General features: G+C 67.6%; 12 protein-coding genes, 1 tRNA gene and 5 pseudogenes. 6 read left to right on the top strand and 12 right to left on the bottom strand.

Annotated features, from left to right (window positions below):
- Positions 1-7: 7 nt before the first annotated feature.
- Entirely contained in the window at positions 8-346 is a 339-nt protein-coding gene (locus tag FRZ33_RS10320) for a 4a-hydroxytetrahydrobiopterin dehydratase (protein ID WP_146909477.1), read from the top strand.
- Here FRZ33_RS10320 and FRZ33_RS10315 read toward each other — a convergent pair.
- Positions 343-1,300: pseudogene (locus tag FRZ33_RS10315) on the bottom strand (RluA family pseudouridine synthase). The gene FRZ33_RS10320 and the pseudogene FRZ33_RS10315 sit on opposite strands and share 4 nt — an antisense overlap.
- A 367-nt stretch (positions 1,301-1,667) precedes the next feature.
- On the opposite strand from FRZ33_RS10315, the pseudogene FRZ33_RS10310 reads away from it, so the two are divergent.
- Positions 1,668-3,599: pseudogene (locus FRZ33_RS10310) on the top strand (Rne/Rng family ribonuclease); the annotation flags it as partial.
- 1,158 nt (positions 3,600-4,757) lie between these two features.
- Here the strand turns inward: FRZ33_RS10310 and FRZ33_RS10305 are convergent.
- The gene (locus tag FRZ33_RS10305; RefSeq protein WP_146909475.1) at positions 4,758-5,402 is read right to left on the bottom strand and encodes a response regulator; all 645 of its coding nucleotides are present in this window, start codon (positions 5,400-5,402) and stop codon (positions 4,758-4,760) included.
- Positions 5,403-5,635: 233 nt separating this feature from the next.
- On the opposite strand from FRZ33_RS10305, the gene FRZ33_RS10300 reads away from it, so the two are divergent.
- The gene (locus FRZ33_RS10300; protein ID WP_146909474.1) at positions 5,636-6,616 is read left to right on the top strand and encodes a CPBP family intramembrane glutamic endopeptidase; all 981 of its coding nucleotides are present in this window, start codon (positions 5,636-5,638) and stop codon (positions 6,614-6,616) included.
- 2 nt (positions 6,617-6,618) lie between these two features.
- On the opposite strand, the gene FRZ33_RS10295 is transcribed toward FRZ33_RS10300, so the two are convergent.
- The 3 genes and pseudogenes from FRZ33_RS10295 to serS all read right to left on the bottom strand — a co-directional run bounded on the left by FRZ33_RS10295 (position 6,619) and on the right by serS (position 9,002).
- A tRNA-Ser gene (locus FRZ33_RS10295) sits at positions 6,619-6,708 on the bottom strand.
- Between the two features lie 44 nt (positions 6,709-6,752).
- Positions 6,753-7,726: pseudogene (locus tag FRZ33_RS10290) on the bottom strand (LysR substrate-binding domain-containing protein).
- Positions 7,723-9,002: pseudogene (gene serS, locus FRZ33_RS10285) on the bottom strand (serine--tRNA ligase). Before serS ends, FRZ33_RS10290 begins: the two co-directional pseudogenes overlap by 4 nt.
- 141 nt (positions 9,003-9,143) lie before the next feature.
- Here serS and FRZ33_RS10280 point away from each other — a divergent pair.
- Both FRZ33_RS10280 and FRZ33_RS10275 read left to right on the top strand, forming a co-directional pair.
- A complete protein-coding gene (locus tag FRZ33_RS10280; protein ID WP_146909472.1) occupies positions 9,144-9,431 on the top strand; it encodes a type II toxin-antitoxin system RelE/ParE family toxin in 288 nt (95 codons plus the stop codon).
- A 10-nt stretch (positions 9,432-9,441) separates the two neighbouring features.
- On the top strand, positions 9,442-9,741 hold the full coding sequence (locus FRZ33_RS10275; protein WP_146909470.1) for an addiction module antidote protein: 300 nt from the start codon (positions 9,442-9,444) through the stop codon (positions 9,739-9,741).
- Between the two features lie 2 nt (positions 9,742-9,743).
- On the opposite strand, the gene FRZ33_RS10270 is transcribed toward FRZ33_RS10275, so the two are convergent.
- From FRZ33_RS10270 to FRZ33_RS10240, 7 genes and pseudogenes are all read right to left on the bottom strand, one after another.
- A complete protein-coding gene (locus FRZ33_RS10270) occupies positions 9,744-11,417 on the bottom strand; it encodes an AMP-binding protein (RefSeq protein ID WP_146909468.1) in 1,674 nt (557 codons plus the stop codon).
- A gap of 61 nt (positions 11,418-11,478) precedes the next feature.
- The gene (locus FRZ33_RS10265; RefSeq protein WP_146909466.1) at positions 11,479-11,940 is read right to left on the bottom strand and encodes a DUF4262 domain-containing protein; all 462 of its coding nucleotides are present in this window, start codon (positions 11,938-11,940) and stop codon (positions 11,479-11,481) included.
- A 27-nt stretch (positions 11,941-11,967) separates the two neighbouring features.
- Entirely contained in the window at positions 11,968-12,537 is a 570-nt protein-coding gene (locus FRZ33_RS10260; protein ID WP_158637185.1) for a hypothetical protein, read from the bottom strand.
- A 50-nt stretch (positions 12,538-12,587) separates the two neighbouring features.
- Positions 12,588-12,976 (bottom strand): annotated as a pseudogene (crcB, locus tag FRZ33_RS10255) (fluoride efflux transporter CrcB).
- Complete coding sequence (locus tag FRZ33_RS10250) at positions 12,973-14,247, bottom strand: replication-associated recombination protein A (RefSeq protein WP_174755024.1); 1,275 nt, start codon at positions 14,245-14,247, stop codon at positions 12,973-12,975. The pseudogene crcB and the gene FRZ33_RS10250 overlap by 4 nt, the downstream one beginning before the upstream one ends.
- A gap of 99 nt (positions 14,248-14,346) precedes the next feature.
- Positions 14,347-15,006: an outer membrane lipoprotein periplasmic chaperone LolA gene (lolA, locus tag FRZ33_RS10245; protein WP_146909460.1), complete on the bottom strand. Its 660-nt coding sequence runs from the start codon at positions 15,004-15,006 to the stop codon at positions 14,347-14,349.
- A gap of 149 nt (positions 15,007-15,155) precedes the next feature.
- Entirely contained in the window at positions 15,156-17,474 is a 2,319-nt protein-coding gene (locus FRZ33_RS10240; protein WP_425480587.1) for a DNA translocase FtsK, read from the bottom strand.
- A gap of 221 nt (positions 17,475-17,695) precedes the next feature.
- Between FRZ33_RS10240 and trxB the strand changes: the two genes are divergently transcribed.
- A complete protein-coding gene (gene trxB / locus FRZ33_RS10235; protein WP_146909457.1) occupies positions 17,696-18,649 on the top strand; it encodes a thioredoxin-disulfide reductase in 954 nt (317 codons plus the stop codon).
- Positions 18,650-18,654: the final 5 nt, after the last annotated feature.

Here is an 18,654-nt window from a genome sequence, read left to right as displayed (position 1 = left end):
CGCTGTCATGACCTCGATCAATGAACTCGCCTCCCGCCGCTGCCAGCCGCTCAAGGGCGCCCACAACAAGCTGTCGGAGGAGATGGTCGCCCGTTACCTCGATGCCCTGCCCGGCTGGGACCTGGTCGAGGACGGCGCCGCCATCCGCAGGACCTTCCGCTTCCCGGACTACTACCGGACCATGGCCTTCGTGAACGCCCTGGCCTACGTGGCCCACGCCGAAGACCACCACCCCGACCTGGGCGTGCACTACGACCGCGCCGTGGTGCGTTATTCCACCCACGACGTGGGCGGCCTGAGCGAAAACGATTTCATCTGTGCCGCGAAGGCCCAGCAGCTGGCCTAAACCAGGCGGTCGAGCACGGCGTTGAGTTCTTCGCTCAGCGGCGCGTTGATCAGATAGGGCGTCTTGCCCTTGTCGAGCGCGAACTCGATCGAGGCCGCGTGCAGGAACAGCCGCTTCAGGCCCACCTGCTGCGCCAGCCGCTTGTTGGCCTCGTCGTCGCCGTATTTGTCATCGCCCGCCACCGGGTGCCCCAGGTGCGCGGCATGCACGCGGATCTGGTGCGTGCGCCCGGTTTCGATGCGCACTTCGCAGAAGCTGTGGCCACCGCGGCGCTCCAGCACCTTGAAGTGGCTGACCGACGGCTTACCGGTGGGATCCACCCGCACCGAACGTTCGCCCCCTGCAGCACCGCTTTCTGCAGCGGCGCGTCCACGGTGAGCGTGCCGTTCGGAACGCGCCCGACCAGCAGCGCCAGGTAACGTTTGCCCGGGCCTTCATCGTCCTCGCCGGCACGCATCAGGGCCTGCAGTTCCAGCAGGGCCGAACGTTTCTTGGCGATGATGATCACGCCCGAGGTGTCCCGGTCGAGCCGGTGCACCAGTTCCAGCGGCTCGCCCGGGCGCAGCGCCCGCAGGGACTCGATCAGCCCGTGGCTGATGCCGCTGCCGCCGTGGGTGGCCAGGCCGCTGGGCTTGTTCACGGCCAGCAGGGCCTTGTCCTCGAACACGATGCTGGCGGCCAGCCGGTCCAGCAGGCCCTTCGGCGGCGGCCGGACCTCGCCGGGCTCGTTCAGCTTCACGGGCGGGATCCTGACCTCGTCGCCCCCGGCCAGGCGGCTGTCGGCCTTGGCCCGCTTGCCGTTGATGCGAACCTGGCCGCTGCGCACCAGCTTGTAAACCAAGCTGCGGGGCGCCCCTTGAGCTGCAGCAGCAGGAAGTTGTCCAGCCGCTGGCCGTCCCGGTCCTCGGGCACCTTGACCAGTCTCACGCCGGTGGAGACATCATTTGCCGCCATGGGGGTTCCGCCTATACAATCGCTTCGCGAGATAACGTCCTGATTTCGCTGGGGTGTCGGCCGAAAGCCGCCCACCCGCGAATCCCGAGGAACCGCTACCACACCCCACGGGGGTGACCATGTTAGCCGGTGCCGAAGGCAGACGGATATTGCCGCGAACCCTAGGGTCCGCGAACACCGGAACACGCCAGGCGCGTTCCGGGCCCCTTTACCGAACAAAACAAAACAAGCGCTCCCGTGGGTACGCCCAAGGTTTAGAAGCGCTGGAAGTTCCTGCCAGGCCTGGGTGCGCGATGCGCCCCGGGTCGGAAACATCGGGCGCGGACCCCGGCGTTCCTCGCGGTTGAGCGCGTGAGGACACCAGACAATGAAGCGTATGTTGATCAATGCCACGCAGGCCGAAGAACTGCGCGTGGCGATCGTCGATGGCCAGAACCTGTACGACATCGACATCGAGCAGCCCTCGAAAGAACAGAAGAAGTCCAACATCTACAAGGGCCGCATCGTCCGGCTTGAACCTTCCCTTGAAGCGGCCTTTGTCGAATACGGCGGCGAGCGCCACGGCTTCCTGCCGCTCAAGGAAATCTCCGCGACTACTTCGTCCCCGGCGTCGACCCGAACAAGGCCGGCCTGAAGGAATTCCTGCGCGAAGGCCAGGAAGTGGTCGTCCAGGTGGACAAGGAAGAGCGCGGCAACAAGGGCGCCGCCCTGACCACGTTCATTTCCCTGGCCGGCCGCTACATGGTGCTGATGCCGAACTCGCCCACCGCCGGCGGCGTCTCGCGCCGGGTCGAGGGCGACGACCGCCAGGCCCTGAAAGAGGCCATGGACGCGCTGACCATCCCCGACGACATGGGCGTGATCATCCGCACCGCCGGTGTCGGCCGCGCCGCCGACGAGCTGCAGTGGGACCTCGACTATCTGCTGCAGGTCTGGAAGTCCATTACCGATGCCGCCCTGGCCAAGCCGGCCCCGTTCCTGATCTACCAGGGAATCGCGCCTGATCATCCGCGCCCTGCGTGACTACCTGCGCGCCGACGTGGGCGAGATCCTGGTGGACACCAAGGAGATGTACGAAGAGGCCAAGGACTTCATGGCCTCGGTGATGCCGCAGAACCTGCGCAAGCTCAAGTTCTACGAAGACCCGACCCCGCTGTTCAACCGCTACCAGATCGAGTCCCAGATCGAGGGCGCCTACGAGCGCCAGGTGCGCCTGCCCTCGGGCGGCAGCATCGTGGTGGACCAGACCGAAGCGCTGACCGCAATCGACGTGAACTCCTCGCGCGCCACCAAGGGCAGCGACATCGAAGAGACGGCGTTCAACACCAACCTGGAAGCCGCCGACGAAGTGGCCCGCCAGATGCGCCTGCGCGACCTGGGCGGCCTGGTGGTGATCGACTTCATCGACATGTCTTCCGGCAAGCACCAGCGCCTGGTGGAAGAACGCCTGCAGAACGCGCTCAAGCAGGACCGCGCACGCGTGCAGATCGGCCGCATCTCGCGCTTCGGCCTGCTGGAGATGAGCCGCCAGCGCCTGCGTCCGTCGCTGGGCGAATCCAGCCAGATCGTCTGCCCGCGCTGCGAAGGCCATGGCCGCATGCGCAGCGTCGAGTCGCTGTCGCTGTCCATCCTGCGCCTGGCCGAAGAGCATGCGATGAAGGAGAACACCGGGCAGGTGCTGGTGCAGGCCCCGCCGGAAATCGCCAACTACCTGCTGAACGAAAAGCGCCGCGCCCTGATCGAGATCGAACAGCGCCACGACGCGCCGGTGGTCATCGTCGCCGACGACCAGCTGGAAACCCCGCACTTCAACATCAGCCGCCTGCGCGAAAACGAGCTGGGCGAGGAAGCCGGCAAGCCGAGCTACCACCGCACCACCCCGCGCAAGCTGGCCGTGCATTCGCTGACCAAGGCGCACATCAATGTGCCCGACCTGCCGGCCGTCACCGCCGTGCGCCCGCCGAACCCGGCGCCGGTGCGCGAGGAAGCGGAAGTCGAAGTCGCACCCGCCCCGGTGTTCGCCAATACCGTGGCGGCGCCGAAGCGTGGTTTCTTCGCCCGTCTGATGTCCGTCTTCACCGGCGACGAAGCCCCGGCCGCCAAGACCACCGCGCAGCCGGCCCGTCCGGAACGCGGTGAGCGCAGCGACCGCGGTGGCAACGGCGGCCGCCGTGACCGCAACGACCGCAGCGGCCGTGGCCGTGACCGTGGCGATCGCAGTGAACGTGGCGAGCGTGGCGACCGCGGCAACAAGCCGTCGCAGCAGAACCAGGGCAAGCCGCAGCAGCAGCCCAAGCCGCCCAAGCCCGAGCGCACCGAAGAGCAGAAGAAGCTCGACGAGATCAAGCGCCTGGAATCCCAGGTGCGCCGCGAAGAGCAGCAGAAGAAGGACGCCGAACGCCGCGAACAGCAGCGCCAGGAAAACATCAAGCGCGAACAGGAACGCCGCGAAGCCCGCGCCGCCCGCCTGGCCGCGCAGGCCGCCGCCAGCGGCGGTGAACTGGCCGAAGGCGAAGTGCCGGTCGCACCGGTGGTGGACGCCGACGGCCAGCCGGTGGAAGGCCTGGAGAACAGCGCCGCGCCCGCTACCGACGCCGCCAATGCCGAAGGCACCGGCCGCCGTCGTCGCGGCCGCCGCGGTGGCCGCCGCCGCCGTCGTCCGGACGGCAGCCCGGAAGGTGCCGAGAACGCCAGTGGCCAGGAAGGCCAGCTGAGCGACAGCGAAGCCGACTTCGAAGACGAAGAGCCGGAACCGCAGGACGGCAACGCACCCCGCGCCGCCGCCGCGCCGACCGTGACCGCCGCCGAATCCGACTTCGACGACCTGGGCCCCGCGCCCGTGGCCGCGCCGAAGCCGGTGGCCGCCGCGCCCGTAGCGGCCGTAGCCGCCGCCGTGGTTGCGCCGGTGGTGGTGGCGGAAACCGTGGCGCCGGTGTCGGTGCCCTCGCCCACTGCCGCGCCTGCGCCGGTGGCTGCCCCGGTGGAAGTGACGCCGGTGGCCGCTGCCATTCTGGAAGCCACGCCAACCGAAGTTCCGCAGGCCGTGGTGGAGGAAGCGCCGGTTGCGCCGGTGGTTGAAGTGGTGGTCGAGCCGGTGGTTGCGCCGGCGCCTGTGGTTGCGGCGCCGGTCGTTACGCCGACACCCGCCCCCGCCGCCCCGGTGCAGGCCAGCCTGATCCCGTCCGAGCCTGTTCCGCAGCCGGTGCCCGCACCTGCCGCGCCGGCCGCCCCGGTGAACCCGTTCCTGCGCACGCAGCCCGCCATGTTCGACGCGCCGCCGCCCTACGAGGCCAAGCGCCCCGAGCCGGTGGCCGCCGCCGAGCCGGAGGCGCCGAAGGAAGAGGACGTGCCGCCTGCGCCGAACTGGTCGCTGGATAACGGTGATGAGCCGCCGCAGCCGGGTAAGCAGGGCTGATGAAGAAAGGGCGCCGCAAGGCGCCCTTTCCTTTCGCGGACCTCAGATCGCGTACACCGGATCCGACACCCCGTGCCGCGTGGCCAGCCGCGCCAGCGCCACCGTGTCCTTGATGCCCAGCTTTTCGAACAGCCGGTACTTGTGCGTGGCCACCGTCTTGCCACTCAGGCTCAGGCGCTTGCCGATCTCCTCCATGCGCATGCCGTGGCACAGCATGCGGGCGACTTCCAGTTCGCGCGGTGAGAGCAGATCAAATGGCGTGCCATCGCCGGAAATCCGGGCCAGGGCCATGTGCTGGGCGACGTGGCTGGCGAGATACCGCCTGCCCCGGAACACCTCGCGGATCGCCTTCACCAGTTCATGCGCATCGCAGCCCTTGCCCAGATAACCACTGGCGCCGGCCTCGATCAGCCGCCGCGGCATCGGGCCATCCTCCTGCACCGACACGATCAGCACCCGCGCGCCGAAGTCGCCGCGCACGATGCGTTCGGTCACGTCCAGCCCGCTGATGCCCGGCAGGTGCAGGTCGCACAGCACCACATCGGGTTTCAGGCGCCGCACCTGCGGCAGGCCCTCTTCGCCACTGCCGGCTTCACCCACCACCTCGATGTCCTTCTCCTGCTGCAGGATCAGGCGGTAACCGGTGCGCACCAGCGCATGGTCGTCCAACAGAAATACTCTGATCATTCGTCACGCTCCCCTTTGACTCGCCCCCAACGCTAGCCACTGCCCGCGTCGCGCTCCAGCGCCGACGGCTGGCATGGGCGTAGGAATTGACCGGCATCGGGCCGGCGCAAACATCATGCGTCGCCAGGAAGCCAACAACTCAGACACACAGCAGCTTGGCTCCAATCACTAACGCCATTAGCGATACTGCATAAGCTCGTCCGCAGGCGGTTTTCCCCGGGCTAGGATGCGGCATGTCCTTTAACATGCCGCCGATGAAGCCCGCACCGAATCCACTGCTCATGGCGATGTCCTTGCTGCTGCCGGTGGTACTTGCGCTGTGCACGCACATGTTCGTCAACGCGCTGATGCAGGTGGGGGATCACGACCGCGCCATCGTCTGGGCGCAGGGTGAGCATGACGCAGTGGTGAGTGCACGGACGGCACTCATGTCGAACTATGTTTTTTCTTCCGGTCGCGTCATCCCGGCATCCGCAACACTGCAACGGCCTGATACATGCGGCGATCACGCGGTGGAGCTTTCGTTCGGCAGGCTTCAGGTCGCCATGGCGCAGGCCGCACGCGAAGAACTGGAACACCTGGCCCACGCCAGCGGCCTTCAGGTCTGCGCCACCGGCCTGTTCCGCATCAACGACGCCAGCACCGACACCGTGGCGGGCCGCAGCGGGTTCGCAGCGCAGCACCTGCTGCTCTACCTGCTCGTTCCCGGCGGCATCTGTCTGAGCCTTTACTGGATGTTCCGCGAACAGTTCGCACTGCCGGCCTTGCGGCCCGGCGCAGGCGTGCAGAGGCATCTGGCCCTAGGCGCGGCGGCGGCGCTGGTGCTGTTTCTCGTCGTGGTCGCGGCCAACGGCGCCGTCGGCCTGCCTTGGCATGGCGGACAACCGGATGACGCGTCCGGCCTGGACACCAACGCGATCATCCTGCTGCTGGCGCTGGCCGCCTTCTCACCCATGATCGATGAACTCGCCTATCGCGCCTGGCTGATAACCCTCGCCGAACGCACCCTCGGCACCTTGGGGGCCGGCACGTTTTCCACCAGCGTATTCGTGCTGTCGTATCGCCCCACAACGCTGCATGAAACGTTTTCGCTACTGGGCATCGGCGCTGTCTGCTCACTACTTTACGTGCGAACCCGCTCGCTGGTCGCACCGGTCGCGGCGCATGCCGGTTTCGCCCTGGCAAGCCTCGCCGCAAGCGCGGCATGGGGCTGAAGTGGCGGAGAGAGTGGGATTCGAACCCACGGAAGGTTTGACCCTTCGGCGGTTTTCAAGACCGCTGCCTTAAACCACTCGGCCACCTCTCCGTTGTCTTTGCCGGCCGCCCTGCCCCGGCGGCCGCGGCGCAATTCTAGCCCGCCGCCAGCTTCGGTTTCTCGCAGGGCACGCCGCCGGGCGTGCCGCACTTCAGCCGGCTGTCCTCGATCAGCCCCGGCAGCCGCTCGGCCAGGAAATCGATGAACACCCGCACCGCCGGCAGCAGGCCGCGGCGGCTGGGGTAGATGGCGTGGCAGATGCCCTGCGGCAGGTGCCACTGCGGCAGCACCACTTCCAGTTCGCCCCGGCGGATGGCCTCGGCGCAGGTCAGCTCGGGCAGCAGCACCACGCCCAGGCCTTCGCGGGCGGCGGCCATCAGCAGGGGGAAGTCGTGCGCCATCAGGGTCGGCGTCAGGTCCACCTTCTGCACCTGGCCGTCGGGGCCGTGCAGGGTCCAGCGCTGGCGGCTGTCGTCTTCGCTCATGCTAAGGGTGGTGTGGTGGGCCAGGTCGCCGGGGATCTGCGGGCGGCCCACGCGGTCCAGGTAACGCGGGCTGGCCACCAGCAGTTCGCGCAGCTGGCCGAAGCTGCGGGCCACCATTTCGCCGTCGTCGGTCAGCTGGCTGCGCACGCGCACGGCGATGTCGAAGCCTTCCTGTATCACGTCCACCCGGCGGTTGCTGACGTGCATCTGCACGCGCACCTGCGGGTGTTTTTTCATGAAGTCGGGAAGGATGGGGCCCAGCACTTCCTGGCAATGGCCACCGGGCAGCTGACCTTGATGCTGCCGCGCGGCGTGGCGCTGACGCGGTCCACGGCTTCGCGCGCGGCCTGGGCTTCGGCCAGCATGGTCTGGGCGTGGCGGTACACCGACTGGCCCACGTCGGTGACGGCGAACTTGCGGGTGCTCCGCTGCAGCAGGCGCACGCCCAGTTCGGTTTCCAGCTGGGCGATGCGGCGGCTGAGGCGGCTCTTGGGAATGCCCAGAGCGCGTTCGGCCGCGGCGAAACCGCCGTGTTCGACCACCATGGCGTAGAACTGCAGGTCGTTGAGGTCCGGGTGGTTCATCCGATGCGCTCCTGGTTGCCCATGTACGGCCGCAACGCGGCGGGGATTTCAATGCTGCCGTCGGCCTGCTGGTAGTTCTCCATCAGCGCCAGCAGGCAGCGGCCCACGGCCAGGCCGGAGCCGTTGAGCGTGTGCACGGGCTCGGGTTTGCCGGTGGCCGGGTTGCGCCAGCGGGCCTGCATGCGCCGAGCCTGGAAGTCGCCGCAGTTCGAGCAGCTGCTGATTTCGCGGTAGGTGTCCTGCGACGGCAACCAGACTTCCAGGTCGTAGGTCTTGATGGCGCCGAAGCCCATGTCGCCGGTGCACAGCAGCACCTTGCGGTAGGGCAGCCCGAGCTTTTCCAGCACGGTTTCCGCGCAGCGCGTCATGCGCTCGTGTTCTTCCTCGGATTCTTGGGGGCGCGCTATGGAGACGAGTTCCACCTTTTCGAATTGGTGCTGCCGCACCATGCCGCGGGTGTCGCGGCCATGGCTGCCGGCTTCGGCCCGGAAGCACATCGAGTGCGCGGTCATCCGCAGCGGCAGCTCGGAATCCTCGACGATGGTGTCGCGCACGATATTGGTCAGCGGCACTTCGCTGGTGGGAATCAGGTAACGCTTGCTGTCGCCGAAGTCGATGCCGAACAGGTCTTCCTCGAACTTGGGCAGCTGGCCGGTGCCGCGCATGCTGTCGGCGTTGACGATCAGCGGCACGTTCACTTCCAGGTAGCCGTGTTCCTGGGTCTGCAGTTCCAGCATGAACTGGGCCAGGGCGCGGTGCAGGCGCGCCAGCGGGCCGCGCAGCACGGTGAAGCGGGCGCCGCTGAGCTTGGCGCCGGCGTCGCTGTCCAGCCAGCCGTCGCGGGCGCCGAGTTCGACGTGGTCCTTCACCGGGAAGTCGAAGCTGCGCGGGGTGCCCCATCGGTGGATTTCCCGGTTCTCCGTCTCGTCCTTGCCCAGGGGCACCGACGCGTGCGGAAGGTTCGGGATGGTCAGCGCGATGCGGTCGATCTCGGCGCGGATTTCTTCCAGGCGTTGTTCCGACGTCTTGAGTTCATCGGCAATGCCGGCCACCTCGGCCATCAAAGCGGTGGTGTCCTCGCCCTTGCCCTTGGCCATGCCGATGGCCTTGGACCGGGTGTTGCGCAGGTTCTGTAGTTCCTGGTGCGGCCCTGGATCTGCTTGCGCTCGGACTCCAGGCGCTCGAGCGTGGCCACGTCCAGGTCGAAGCCACGGGTGGCCTTAAGGCGGGCGGCAGTCTCGGCCAACTGGCCGCGCAGGAGGGTCGGGTCGAGCATGGGGTCATTCCAAATATGAAACGGGACGCGGCATTATCGCCGCGCCCTGCCCGCCCATGCAACGAAAACAGAGGCCTATTCCTACCTGCAATCGGGCCAGATCACCCATGGCCACCTGTCTCCCAAAGGAGACAATTGGCCATGACTGAAGTAGTCTCCACACTGGAATTCGACGACTGGCTGAAAAGCCAGCCCTCCGCCGCCAAGGCACGGGTACTGGCCCGGATCCGCAACATGCAGGAAGGCAACCCCGGTGACTGCCAGCCCATCGGGAATGGTGTCTCGGAGTCGCGGATCCATTGGGGCCCCGGCCTGAGGCTCTACTTTCTGGACCGTAACGGCCGGATCGTCATCCTGCTTTGCGGTGGCGACAAGTCGACCCAGGCTGCGGACATCACCCGGGCGAAGGAACTCGCCGCTTGCGTGTAGGAGCATCGCCATGAAGACGAAAAAATTCGAGATCAGCGAACACCTCGGCGATGAAGCCGCCATCGCCGACTATCTCGACGCCTGCATGGAAGAAGGCGGCCAGGAGCTGTTCCTCAAGGCCCTCGGCGATGCCGTCAAGGCCATGGGCGTGCAGGACGTGGCGCGGAAGGCCGGCATCGGCAGCCGCAGCAGCTTCTATCGTTCACTGGTGCCCACCAGCAACCCGAAGCTGGCGACGATCGGCAGCGTGCTCGACTCGATGGGGCTGCGCCTGGCCATTGTGATCAAGGACTCCGCGCACGCCCACTGAACTCAACGCAGCTCGCGGCGCAGGATCTTGCCCACCGCCGACTTGGGCAGGCTGTCGCGGAATTCGATGGTCTTGGGCTGTTTGTAGCCGGTGAGGTGCTTGCGGCAGTGGGCGCGCAGGTCGTCTTCGGTCAGGGCCGGGTCGCGGCGCACCACCACCAGGCGCACGGCCTCGCCGCATTTTTCGTCGGGCATGCCGACCACGGCGGCTTCCAGCACGCCGGGGTGCAGGGCCACCACGTCTTCGACCTCGTTCGGGAACACGTTGAAGCCCGAGACCAGGATCATGTCCTTGCGGCGGTCGAGCAGGAAGAAATAACCCTGTTCGTCCTGGCGGGCGATGTCGCCGGTGCGGAACCAGCCGCCGTCGAAAAACGCGTGCCGGGTTTCTTCGGGCTGGTTCCAGTAGCCGGTGGTCATCTGCGGGCCGCGGGCGCACAGCTCGCCGGGTTCGCCGCGTGGCACCTCAACACCGTTCTCGTCGCGCAGGCTGATCTCGACCTCGCCCAGGGCCAGTCCGATCGAACCGACGGGGTTCGGGCCGTCCCAGCGGTTGTAGGTGATGGCGGCGCTGGTTTCCGACAGGCCGTAGCCTTCCACAACGTCCTTGCCGGTGAGCTGCTTCCAGCGTTCGGCGGTGCCGCGGCGCAGGGCGGTGCCGCCCTGCAGGCACAGCTTCAGGCCGGACAGATCCAGCCTGGCGAAATCGGGGTGGTTCATCAGCGCGTCGTACAGCGTGTTCACGCCGGAGAAGAACGCGGGCTTCACCCGGGCCAGCGTGGCGATCAGCCCCGGAATGTCGCGCGGGTTGGTCACCAGCTCGGCGTGGAAGCCGTGCACCAGAGTGAACAGCAGGTTGGTGTAGGCGGCAATGTGGTAGATGGGCAGGCAGATGACGAAGTCGTCGGTGGCCGGGTCCATCGAGTGGCCGAAACACTGCTCGGCCGCGGCCACGTTGGCGATCAACGCCCGGTGCGGCAGGATCGCGCCCTTCGACAGGCCGGTGGTGCCGCCGGTGTATTGCAGCTGCGCGGTGTCGGTGGCCTTGGCAGCCGAGACCACGCGCGGCAGTTTCGCGCCAGCCACAAGCGCCGCCGGCCAGCGGATCGCACCGGGGATGGCGAAGGGCGGAATCATCTTCTTGACGTGCTTGAGCGCGAAATCCACCAGCAGCGACTTCGGCCAGCGCAGCGGGTCGCCGACGCGGGTGGTGATGACGTGTTCGACCGGCGTGCCGGGCAGTGCCTCCTGCGCCACGGCGCCGAAGTTGTCGAGCACCACCAGCACGCGCGCCCCGGAATCGGCCAGCTGGTGCTTCAGCTCGCGCGCGGTGTACATCGGGTTCACCAGCACCGCCACCAGGTCGGCGCGCTGCACGCCCAGCACCGCCACCGGGTACTGCAGCAGGTTGGGCAGCATGATGGCGACGCGGTCGCCGGGCTGCAGCTTCAGGCCGTGGCGCAGGTACGCGGCGAAGTCGGCGCTCAGCCGGTCGATGTCGGCGAAACTCAGGCTGTGGCCGAGGTTGCTGAAGGCCGGCCGGTCGCCGTAGCGCCGGCAGCAGTCGATCAGCAATTGCGGCAGCGTGTGGCCGGCGTCGAAGGCGCGGCTGGCGACATTCCGGAACTCCGGTTGGGCCAGCACGGACCCGTGGTTGCTACCGAATGGCTTGCTCATCGCGCCCTCCCCGACGTTGGCTCCACCTTACCTGCGTGGACCGCGCCGGGCCAAGCCGGGATCAAGCGCCCGCGGGATGCTCCAGCATCGGCTGCAACTGCTGCAGATAACCGTCGGCCATCGGGTCCCAGGGCCAGATGCCCTCGCGGCTGGGGTAGACCATCTGCATCATCTGGAAACCGGGGCCGCCGTTGAGCCAGAGGTTCCAGGCGAAGCGCGGCAGGTGGTGCGAAGCGTCCACCGGGCGGAAGGCCACCGACTGGCCTTTCAGGAAACCGTCGGCCAGGTGGCCCAGCTCGAACCGTTCGCCGCGGCGCACGCGCAGGTTGTAGGCGTGCAGCAGCCGGTGCGACGCCGGCGCGGGCTGGCCCACCACCACCACGTCGGGCGCATCCGAAGTGCGGCCGATGCCGACCGTGTAGGCATAGGCGGGATCGGCGCCGTTGACCCGCACCTGGATCACGTGGCAGCCGTATTTGCGGATGTCTTCCAGTACCCGGTTCTGTTCGGGGGTGTTGGCCATGGGTGGTCCGTGCAGTGCGGGTGTGCGTTATAGCAGGCTTGCCCCCGCCCCGGCACCCGGGCCGCCGTGCACGGCCCAGGCGGGTTGCCGTGGGCTTATTGCCCCTTGCGGCTCAGCCACCAGGCCATCGGCAGGCCGGCCAGGAACCAGCCCACCCCGGTACCGATCAGGCTGCCCAGGGGTGAAGTCGGCGGCGAAGCGGTACCAGTTCCAGTACGGCACGCTGATCACCAGCCAGGCGAACAGCCCCAGCACCGTGGCGATGACCACGCGCTTGCCGAACCCGAACGGCGCGAGCGCCAGGATCCACGCCGCCAGCAACGCCGAGACAAAATTGGTGGCGAACTCCTTGCCCATCTGCGGCCCCATGGCCATGCCGTCGCGGCCGACCGGCTGGTAGAAGATCACCGCATTCGGGTTGGCCGTGGCCTTGGCCGAATACGCGGCGGTGGCGGCGGCATCCGCGTACTGGTCCGGCGCCAGGCCGGGCACGTGGTACACGCCCTCCTTCGCCGGCAGCCCGTCCTTCAACGCGGCCAGCACGATGTCTTCGTTCACCGGCATCTCATGCCCCATCTCGCCGACGGGCAGGACCATGTGCGACACGAAACCCTGAATCGACCACGCTTTCGTAGACGCCAGCGAAATCAACCGGGCTTGATGATCTCAGCCAACCGGGCGCCTACCCAGACGAGGAAGAACCCACCCACCAGCGTCAGCCCGAGGTATCCGGCCAGCACGCCCGACTTCGCCCCACGCGCCATCAGCAAACACTCAAGCATCAGCGCCGAATAGGTCGTCAGGCCACCTAGCACACCGACGATCAGGAACGCGCGCAGGTACAGCGCGCTGGAGCCGCGGCCTTCCAGCCAGATCAGCAGGAAACCCGCTGCGAAGCTGCCCAGCAGGTTCACCGCCAACGTACCCCAGGGCATGCCGCTGCCGAGTTGACGCACCAGCCAGCCGCCGATCAGATGCCGGGCACCGGCGCCCAGGCGCCGCCGGCCATCACCAGCCACAGCAGGTTCCAGTTCATCGCTTCTTTCCCCTGGCATCTTCGCGTGCCGCGCGCAGGCGATCGAGTTTTTCCTTGAGCTTGATCTCGAGGCCGCGCTCGACCGGCTCGTAGTACACGCGCTCGCCCATCGCATCCGGAAACGCCGTCTGGTCCAGGGCGATGCCGTCGGGCGCGTCGTGGTCGTACTGGTAGCCGGTGCCGTAGCCCAGCTCCTTCATCAGTTTCGTCGGCGCGTTGCGCAGGTGCAGCGGCACGTCCTGGGTGCCGTGTTCGCGCACGTCGGCCTGCGCCGCCTTGAAGGCCACGTAACCGGCGTTGGATTTCGCGCAGCTGGCCAGGTAGATCACCAGTTGCGCCAGGGCCAGGTCGCCTTCGGGGCTGCCCAGGCGGTCGTAGGTGGCCCAGGCTTCGATGGCCATCTGCAGGGCGCGCGGGTCGGCCAGGCCGACGTCTTCCACCGCCATGCGGGTCATGCGCCGCGCCAGGTAGTGCGGGTCGCAGCCGCCGTCCAGCATGCGCGTGAACCAGTACAGCGCGGCGTCCGGGTTGGAGCTGCGCACGGATTTGTGCAGGGCCGAGATCTGGTCGTAGAACTGTTCGCCCTGTTTGTCGAAGCGGCGGGTGCGGTCGGCCAGCACCTGCACCTGGGTCGTTTGCGTGATGCGGCCGCCTTCGTCGGCGGCCAGTTCGGCGGCGATCTCCAGCAGGGTCAGGCCGCGGCGCACATCGCCGTCGGCGGCGCCGGCGATCTCGCGCAGGCGTTCGTCGTCCACTTCGATGCCCTGCCCACCCAGGCCGCGGCTCTCGTCGGCCAGTGCGCGCTTCAGGGCTTCGATGATGTCGTCCTGCGACACCGCTTCCAGCACGTGCACGCGGCAGCGCGACAGCAGCGCAGAGTTGAGTTCGAAGCTGGGGTTTTCGGTGGTGGCGCCTACGAACAGGATGCTGCCGCGTTCGATGTGCGGCAGGAAGGCGTCCTGCTGCACCTTGTTGAAGCGGTGCACCTCGTCCACGAACAAAACGGTTCTGCGTCCCTCGTTGAAACGCTGCTCGGCCTCGGCCAGCACCTCGCGCACCTGCGGCAGGCCCGAGAGCACGGCGGAGATGGCGACGAACTCGGCTTCGGCGTAACGGGCCAGCAGCAGGGCCAGGGTGGTCTTGCCGCAGCCGGGCGGGCCCCAGAGCACCATCGAATGCACGTTGCCGGACTCGACCGCGCGGCGCAGCGCGCTGCCCGGCGCCAGCAGGCGGCGCTGGCCGACCATTTCGTACAGGGACGCCGGGCGCATGCGCTCGGCCAGGGGCTTCAGGCCTTCGGGGGCCTTGAACAGGGACGACTCGCTGGCGGGTTTTTTCTTGGCCACGCCGACATTCTGGCCGGAAAGGCCTCAGTCCGCGATGGGCGTGACTTCGGCGCGCGCCACCGGCTCACCCACCACGTCCACGCCCTCGGGCGGCACGAAGGCGAAGGTGTCGGCGGCGAAGGCGGGGTTGCGCTTCCAGGCCGAGAAGCCCAGCACCGTGCGCTGGCCGAGGCCGTCGAACAATTCCATGCGCACCAGGCCCGCGGGGCCGAAGCCCAGCCGGGCGTGCTCGAAGGGCGCTTCTTCGGGCTTTTTCGGCTTGAGTTCCAGCCATTCCAGGCCCTGGCCGCTGCCGCCTTCGGACACGTTGAACTGGCGCTCGAGTTCGGTCGGGTCGATCAGCACGGCCAGCGGGCTGCTGTTTTCTTCGGCGCTCTGGTTGCGCACGCTCACCTGTTCCAGGTCCGGGTCGTAGATCCAGAGGTTGTCGCCGTCGGCGACGATCAGCTGCGGATAGGGCTTCACCACTTCCCAGCGGAACTGGCGCGGCGCCTTCAGCTGCACGCGACCGCTGGATTCGTCCTTGGGCTCACCGTTGGGTCCGAACACGCGCTGCGCGAAGTCCGCCGACAGGCCTTCGATGCCGCGGCTGAAGCTGTCGAGCTGTTCGCGGGCGCCAGCGTGGGCGGCCAGTGACAAGCCCAACAGGCAAAGGCCGGTGATCAGGCGGAAGGCGGTTTTCATGGCGGGTCTCGTGGGGTTCGGCGGCAGCTTGGCGGGGCTTGGCTGAATGCGGCGGGAAAGGGAGGGAAACGGGGTCAGGTTCACTTCCCTGCAGCAGCCGGTTTTCGCCATGCGTTCCGGGGAAGTGAACCTGACCCCGTTTCTCTCCCTCAGCGCGGCGGCGGCGGGGCAATTACCGTGCGGTCGCCGTTGTGTTCTGGGCCGGAGACGATGCCGGCGGCTTCCATGGCCTCGATCAGGCGGGCGGCGCGGTTGTAGCCGATCTTCAGGCGCCGCTGCACGCCGGAGATGGAGGCGCGGCGGGTTTCGGTGACCACCTTCACCGCCTCGTCGTACAGCGGGTCGGATTCGTCGCCGCTGCTGCCGGCTTCGGGCAGGCCGCCGGGGCCGACCACGATGCCGTCGCCCATGGTCTGCACTTCCTCCAGCACGCCCTCGATGTAGTCCGGGCCGCCGCCGCTGGCGCGCAGATGGGCCACCACGCGGTGCACCTCGTCGTCGCTGACGAAGGCGCCGTGCACACGTTCCGGCATGGCGGTGCCGGGCGGCAGGTACAGCATGTCGCCGTTGCCCAGCAGCGTTTCCGCGCCGGACTGGTCAAGGATGGTGCGCGAGTCGATCTTGGAGCTGACCTGGAACGCGATGCGGGTCGGGATGTTCGCCTTGATAAGACCAGTAATAACGTCCACCGACGGCCGCTGCGTGGCCAGGATCAGGTGGATGCCGGCGGCGCGGGCCTTCTGCGCCAGGCGGGCGATCAGCTCTTCGACCTTCTTGCCGACAATCATCATCATGTCGGCGAATTCGTCGATGAAGACGACGATGTAGGGCAGCGCCTCGAGCGGGCGCGGGACTTCGCCCATCTCCGGGTTCGGGCGGAACAGCGGGTCCATCAGCGGCTGGCCGGCGTCCTGGGCGTCCTTCACCTTGCGGTTGAAGCCGGCCAGGTTGCGCACGCCCACGGCGCTCATCAGCTTGTAGCGGCGCTCCATCTCGGCCACGCACCAGCGCAGGCCGTTGGCGGCCTCCTTCATGTCGGTGACGACCGGGGCCAGCAGGTGCGGGATGTTCTGGTAGACCGACAGTTCCAGCATCTTCGGGTCGATCATCAGCATGCGCACGTCTTTCGCGCTGCTCTTGTACAGCAGGCTCAGCACCATGGCGTTCACGCCCACGGACTTGCCCGAACCGGTGGTGCCGGCCACCAGCAGGTGCGGCATGCGCGCCAGGTCCACCACCACCGGGCGGCCGGCGATGTCCTTGCCCAGCGCCATGGCCAGCGGCGAGGCCAGCTTGTCGTATTCCTTCGAGCGCAGGATCTCGCTGAGGTAGATGGTTTCGCGGTGCGAGTTCGGGATTTCCAGGCCCACCACCGACTTGCCCGGGATCACGTCCACCACGCGCACCGACTTCACGCTCAGGCCACGGGCGATGTCCTTGTCCAGCGAGCTGATCTGGCTGCCCTTCACGCCCGGCGCCGGCTCCATCTCGAAACGGGTGATCACCGGGCCCGGATAGGCGCCGACCACCTGCACTTCGACGCGGAAGTCCTTGAGCTTGAACTCGATCTGGCGCGACAGCGTTTCCAGGGTTTCCTCGGAATAGCCCTTGGGTTGTTCCTTCGGGTCGTCCAGCAGCGACAGCGGCGGCAGGCCTTCGTTGCCGCCGCCGTTGAACAGCGGGATCTGCTGTTCGCGCTGGGCGCGTTCGGACTTCTCGATGACGGGCTTGGGCGGCGGTTCGATGTACACCGGCTCGCGCTTGGCGCGTTTGACCGTCTCGACCTTGCGCACTTCCTCGCGCTCTTCGCGCATCACGCGGGCGCGCTGCCATTCGGCCGCCTGCTTTGTGCCCTGCCCCAGGCGCCCGAACAGGGCCAGCACCTTGGCGCCGATCCAGTCCATCAGCGCGAACCAGCTCAGGCCGGTGGCCAGGGTGACCGACATCAGCAGCACCGCGAACAGGAACAGGTTGCCGCCCATCACCCCGAACACGGTGCGCATGGACCGGCCGACCAGCTGGCCAAGGATGCCGCCGGACTCGGCCGGCAGGTTCGGGGCCGAGCCGCCCAGCACGTGACACAGGCCGCAGGCCGACACCAGGAACCCGACGATGCCGATCAGGCGCAGCGCGGGCCCGAAATCCACCCGCCCGTCGCCGTCCGAATCCAGCCCGAACAGGGCGATCCAGGCCACGCCGCCCAACACCACGGGCACCGTGTAGGCCACGTAGCCGAAGAACCAGAACGCCAGGTCGGCCAGGTAGGCGCCGACCAGGCCGCCGAAATTGTGCAGGGCGCCGGCCACGCTGCCGGTGCGCGACCAGCCCGGATCGTCCGGGTGGTAGCTGAGCAGGCTGGCCAGCAGATAAAGGAGCAGCGGCGAGATGGCGACCAAGGCCAGTTCGCGCCAGAGTTTCTGGCGGCGGTCGAGGCCGGCGGTGGTGCTTCGATCGGGAGAGCGCGCCACTGAGAGAAAAGACCTCAGAAAAACGTTATAGATGGCTGTTTATACAGCAATTCATGACAGCGCGCCCAGTCTGCCGCCGGGCTGGCCCGAAACACTGTGGCCGGAGCGCTTGCCTTGATTTGCCCTGCTTCGGCCTACAAGCTACGGGACCTTCGCGACCGCCGTGGAACGATGTTTCCACAGCCGCCGCGCTACCCCTTCATAAGCCTGAAGAATCATACATGACCGCCCCCAAGCACAGCCGCCTGCTCATCCTCGGTTCCGGCCCCGCCGGTTACGCCGCCGCCGTCTACGCCGCCCGCGCCAACCTCAAGCCGGTGCTGGTCACCGGCCTGCAGCAGGGCGGCCAGCTGATGACCACCACCGAGGTGGACAACTGGCCGGGCGACGCCCACGGTTTGATGGGCCCGGACCTGATGACCCGCATGCAGGCGCATGCCGAGCGCTTCGACACCGAGATCATCTTCGACCACATCCACACCGCCGACCTGTCGCGGCGTCCGTTCCGCCTGGTCGGCGACAGCGGCGAGTACACGGCCGACGGCCTGATCATCGCCACCGGCGCCAGCGCCAAATGCCTGGGCATCGAGTCCGAAACCCGCTTCATGGGCAAGGGCGTGTCGGCCTGCGCCACCTGCGACGGCTTCTTCTTCCGCGACCAGGACGTGGCGGTGATCGGCGGCGGCAACACCGCGGTCGAGGAAGCGCTGTACCTGTCCAACATCGCCCGCAAGGTCTATCTGGTGCACCGCCGCGACAAGCTGCGGTCGGAGAAGATCCTGCAGGACAAGCTGTTCGCCAAGGCCCAGGCCGGCAAGGTCGAGATCATCTGGGACCACACGGTGGACGAGGTGCTGGGCGATGAGTCCGGCGTCACCGGCATGCGCATCCGCTCGACCAAAGACGACACGCCGCGCGAGATCGCGGTGCAGGGTTTCTTCGTGGCCATCGGCCACACGCCCAACACCAGCCTGTTCGAGGGCCAGCTGGCCATGCGCAATGGTTACCTGACCATCAAGTCGGGCCTGGACGGCAATGCCACCGCGACCTCGGTGCCGGGCGTGTTCGCCGCCGGCGACGTGGCCGACCAGGTGTATCGCCAGGCCATCACCTCGGCCGGTTTCGGCTGCATGGCGGCGCTGGATGCCGAGAAGTTCCTGGACAAGGGCGAGTAGCCGCG

The organism is Arenimonas daejeonensis (assembly GCF_007993735.1).
Classification (GTDB): domain Bacteria; phylum Pseudomonadota; class Gammaproteobacteria; order Xanthomonadales; family Xanthomonadaceae; genus Arenimonas; species Arenimonas daejeonensis.
Note: the sequence above shows the minus strand (reverse complement) of the source record. Positions and strands in the feature narration are given on the sequence as shown.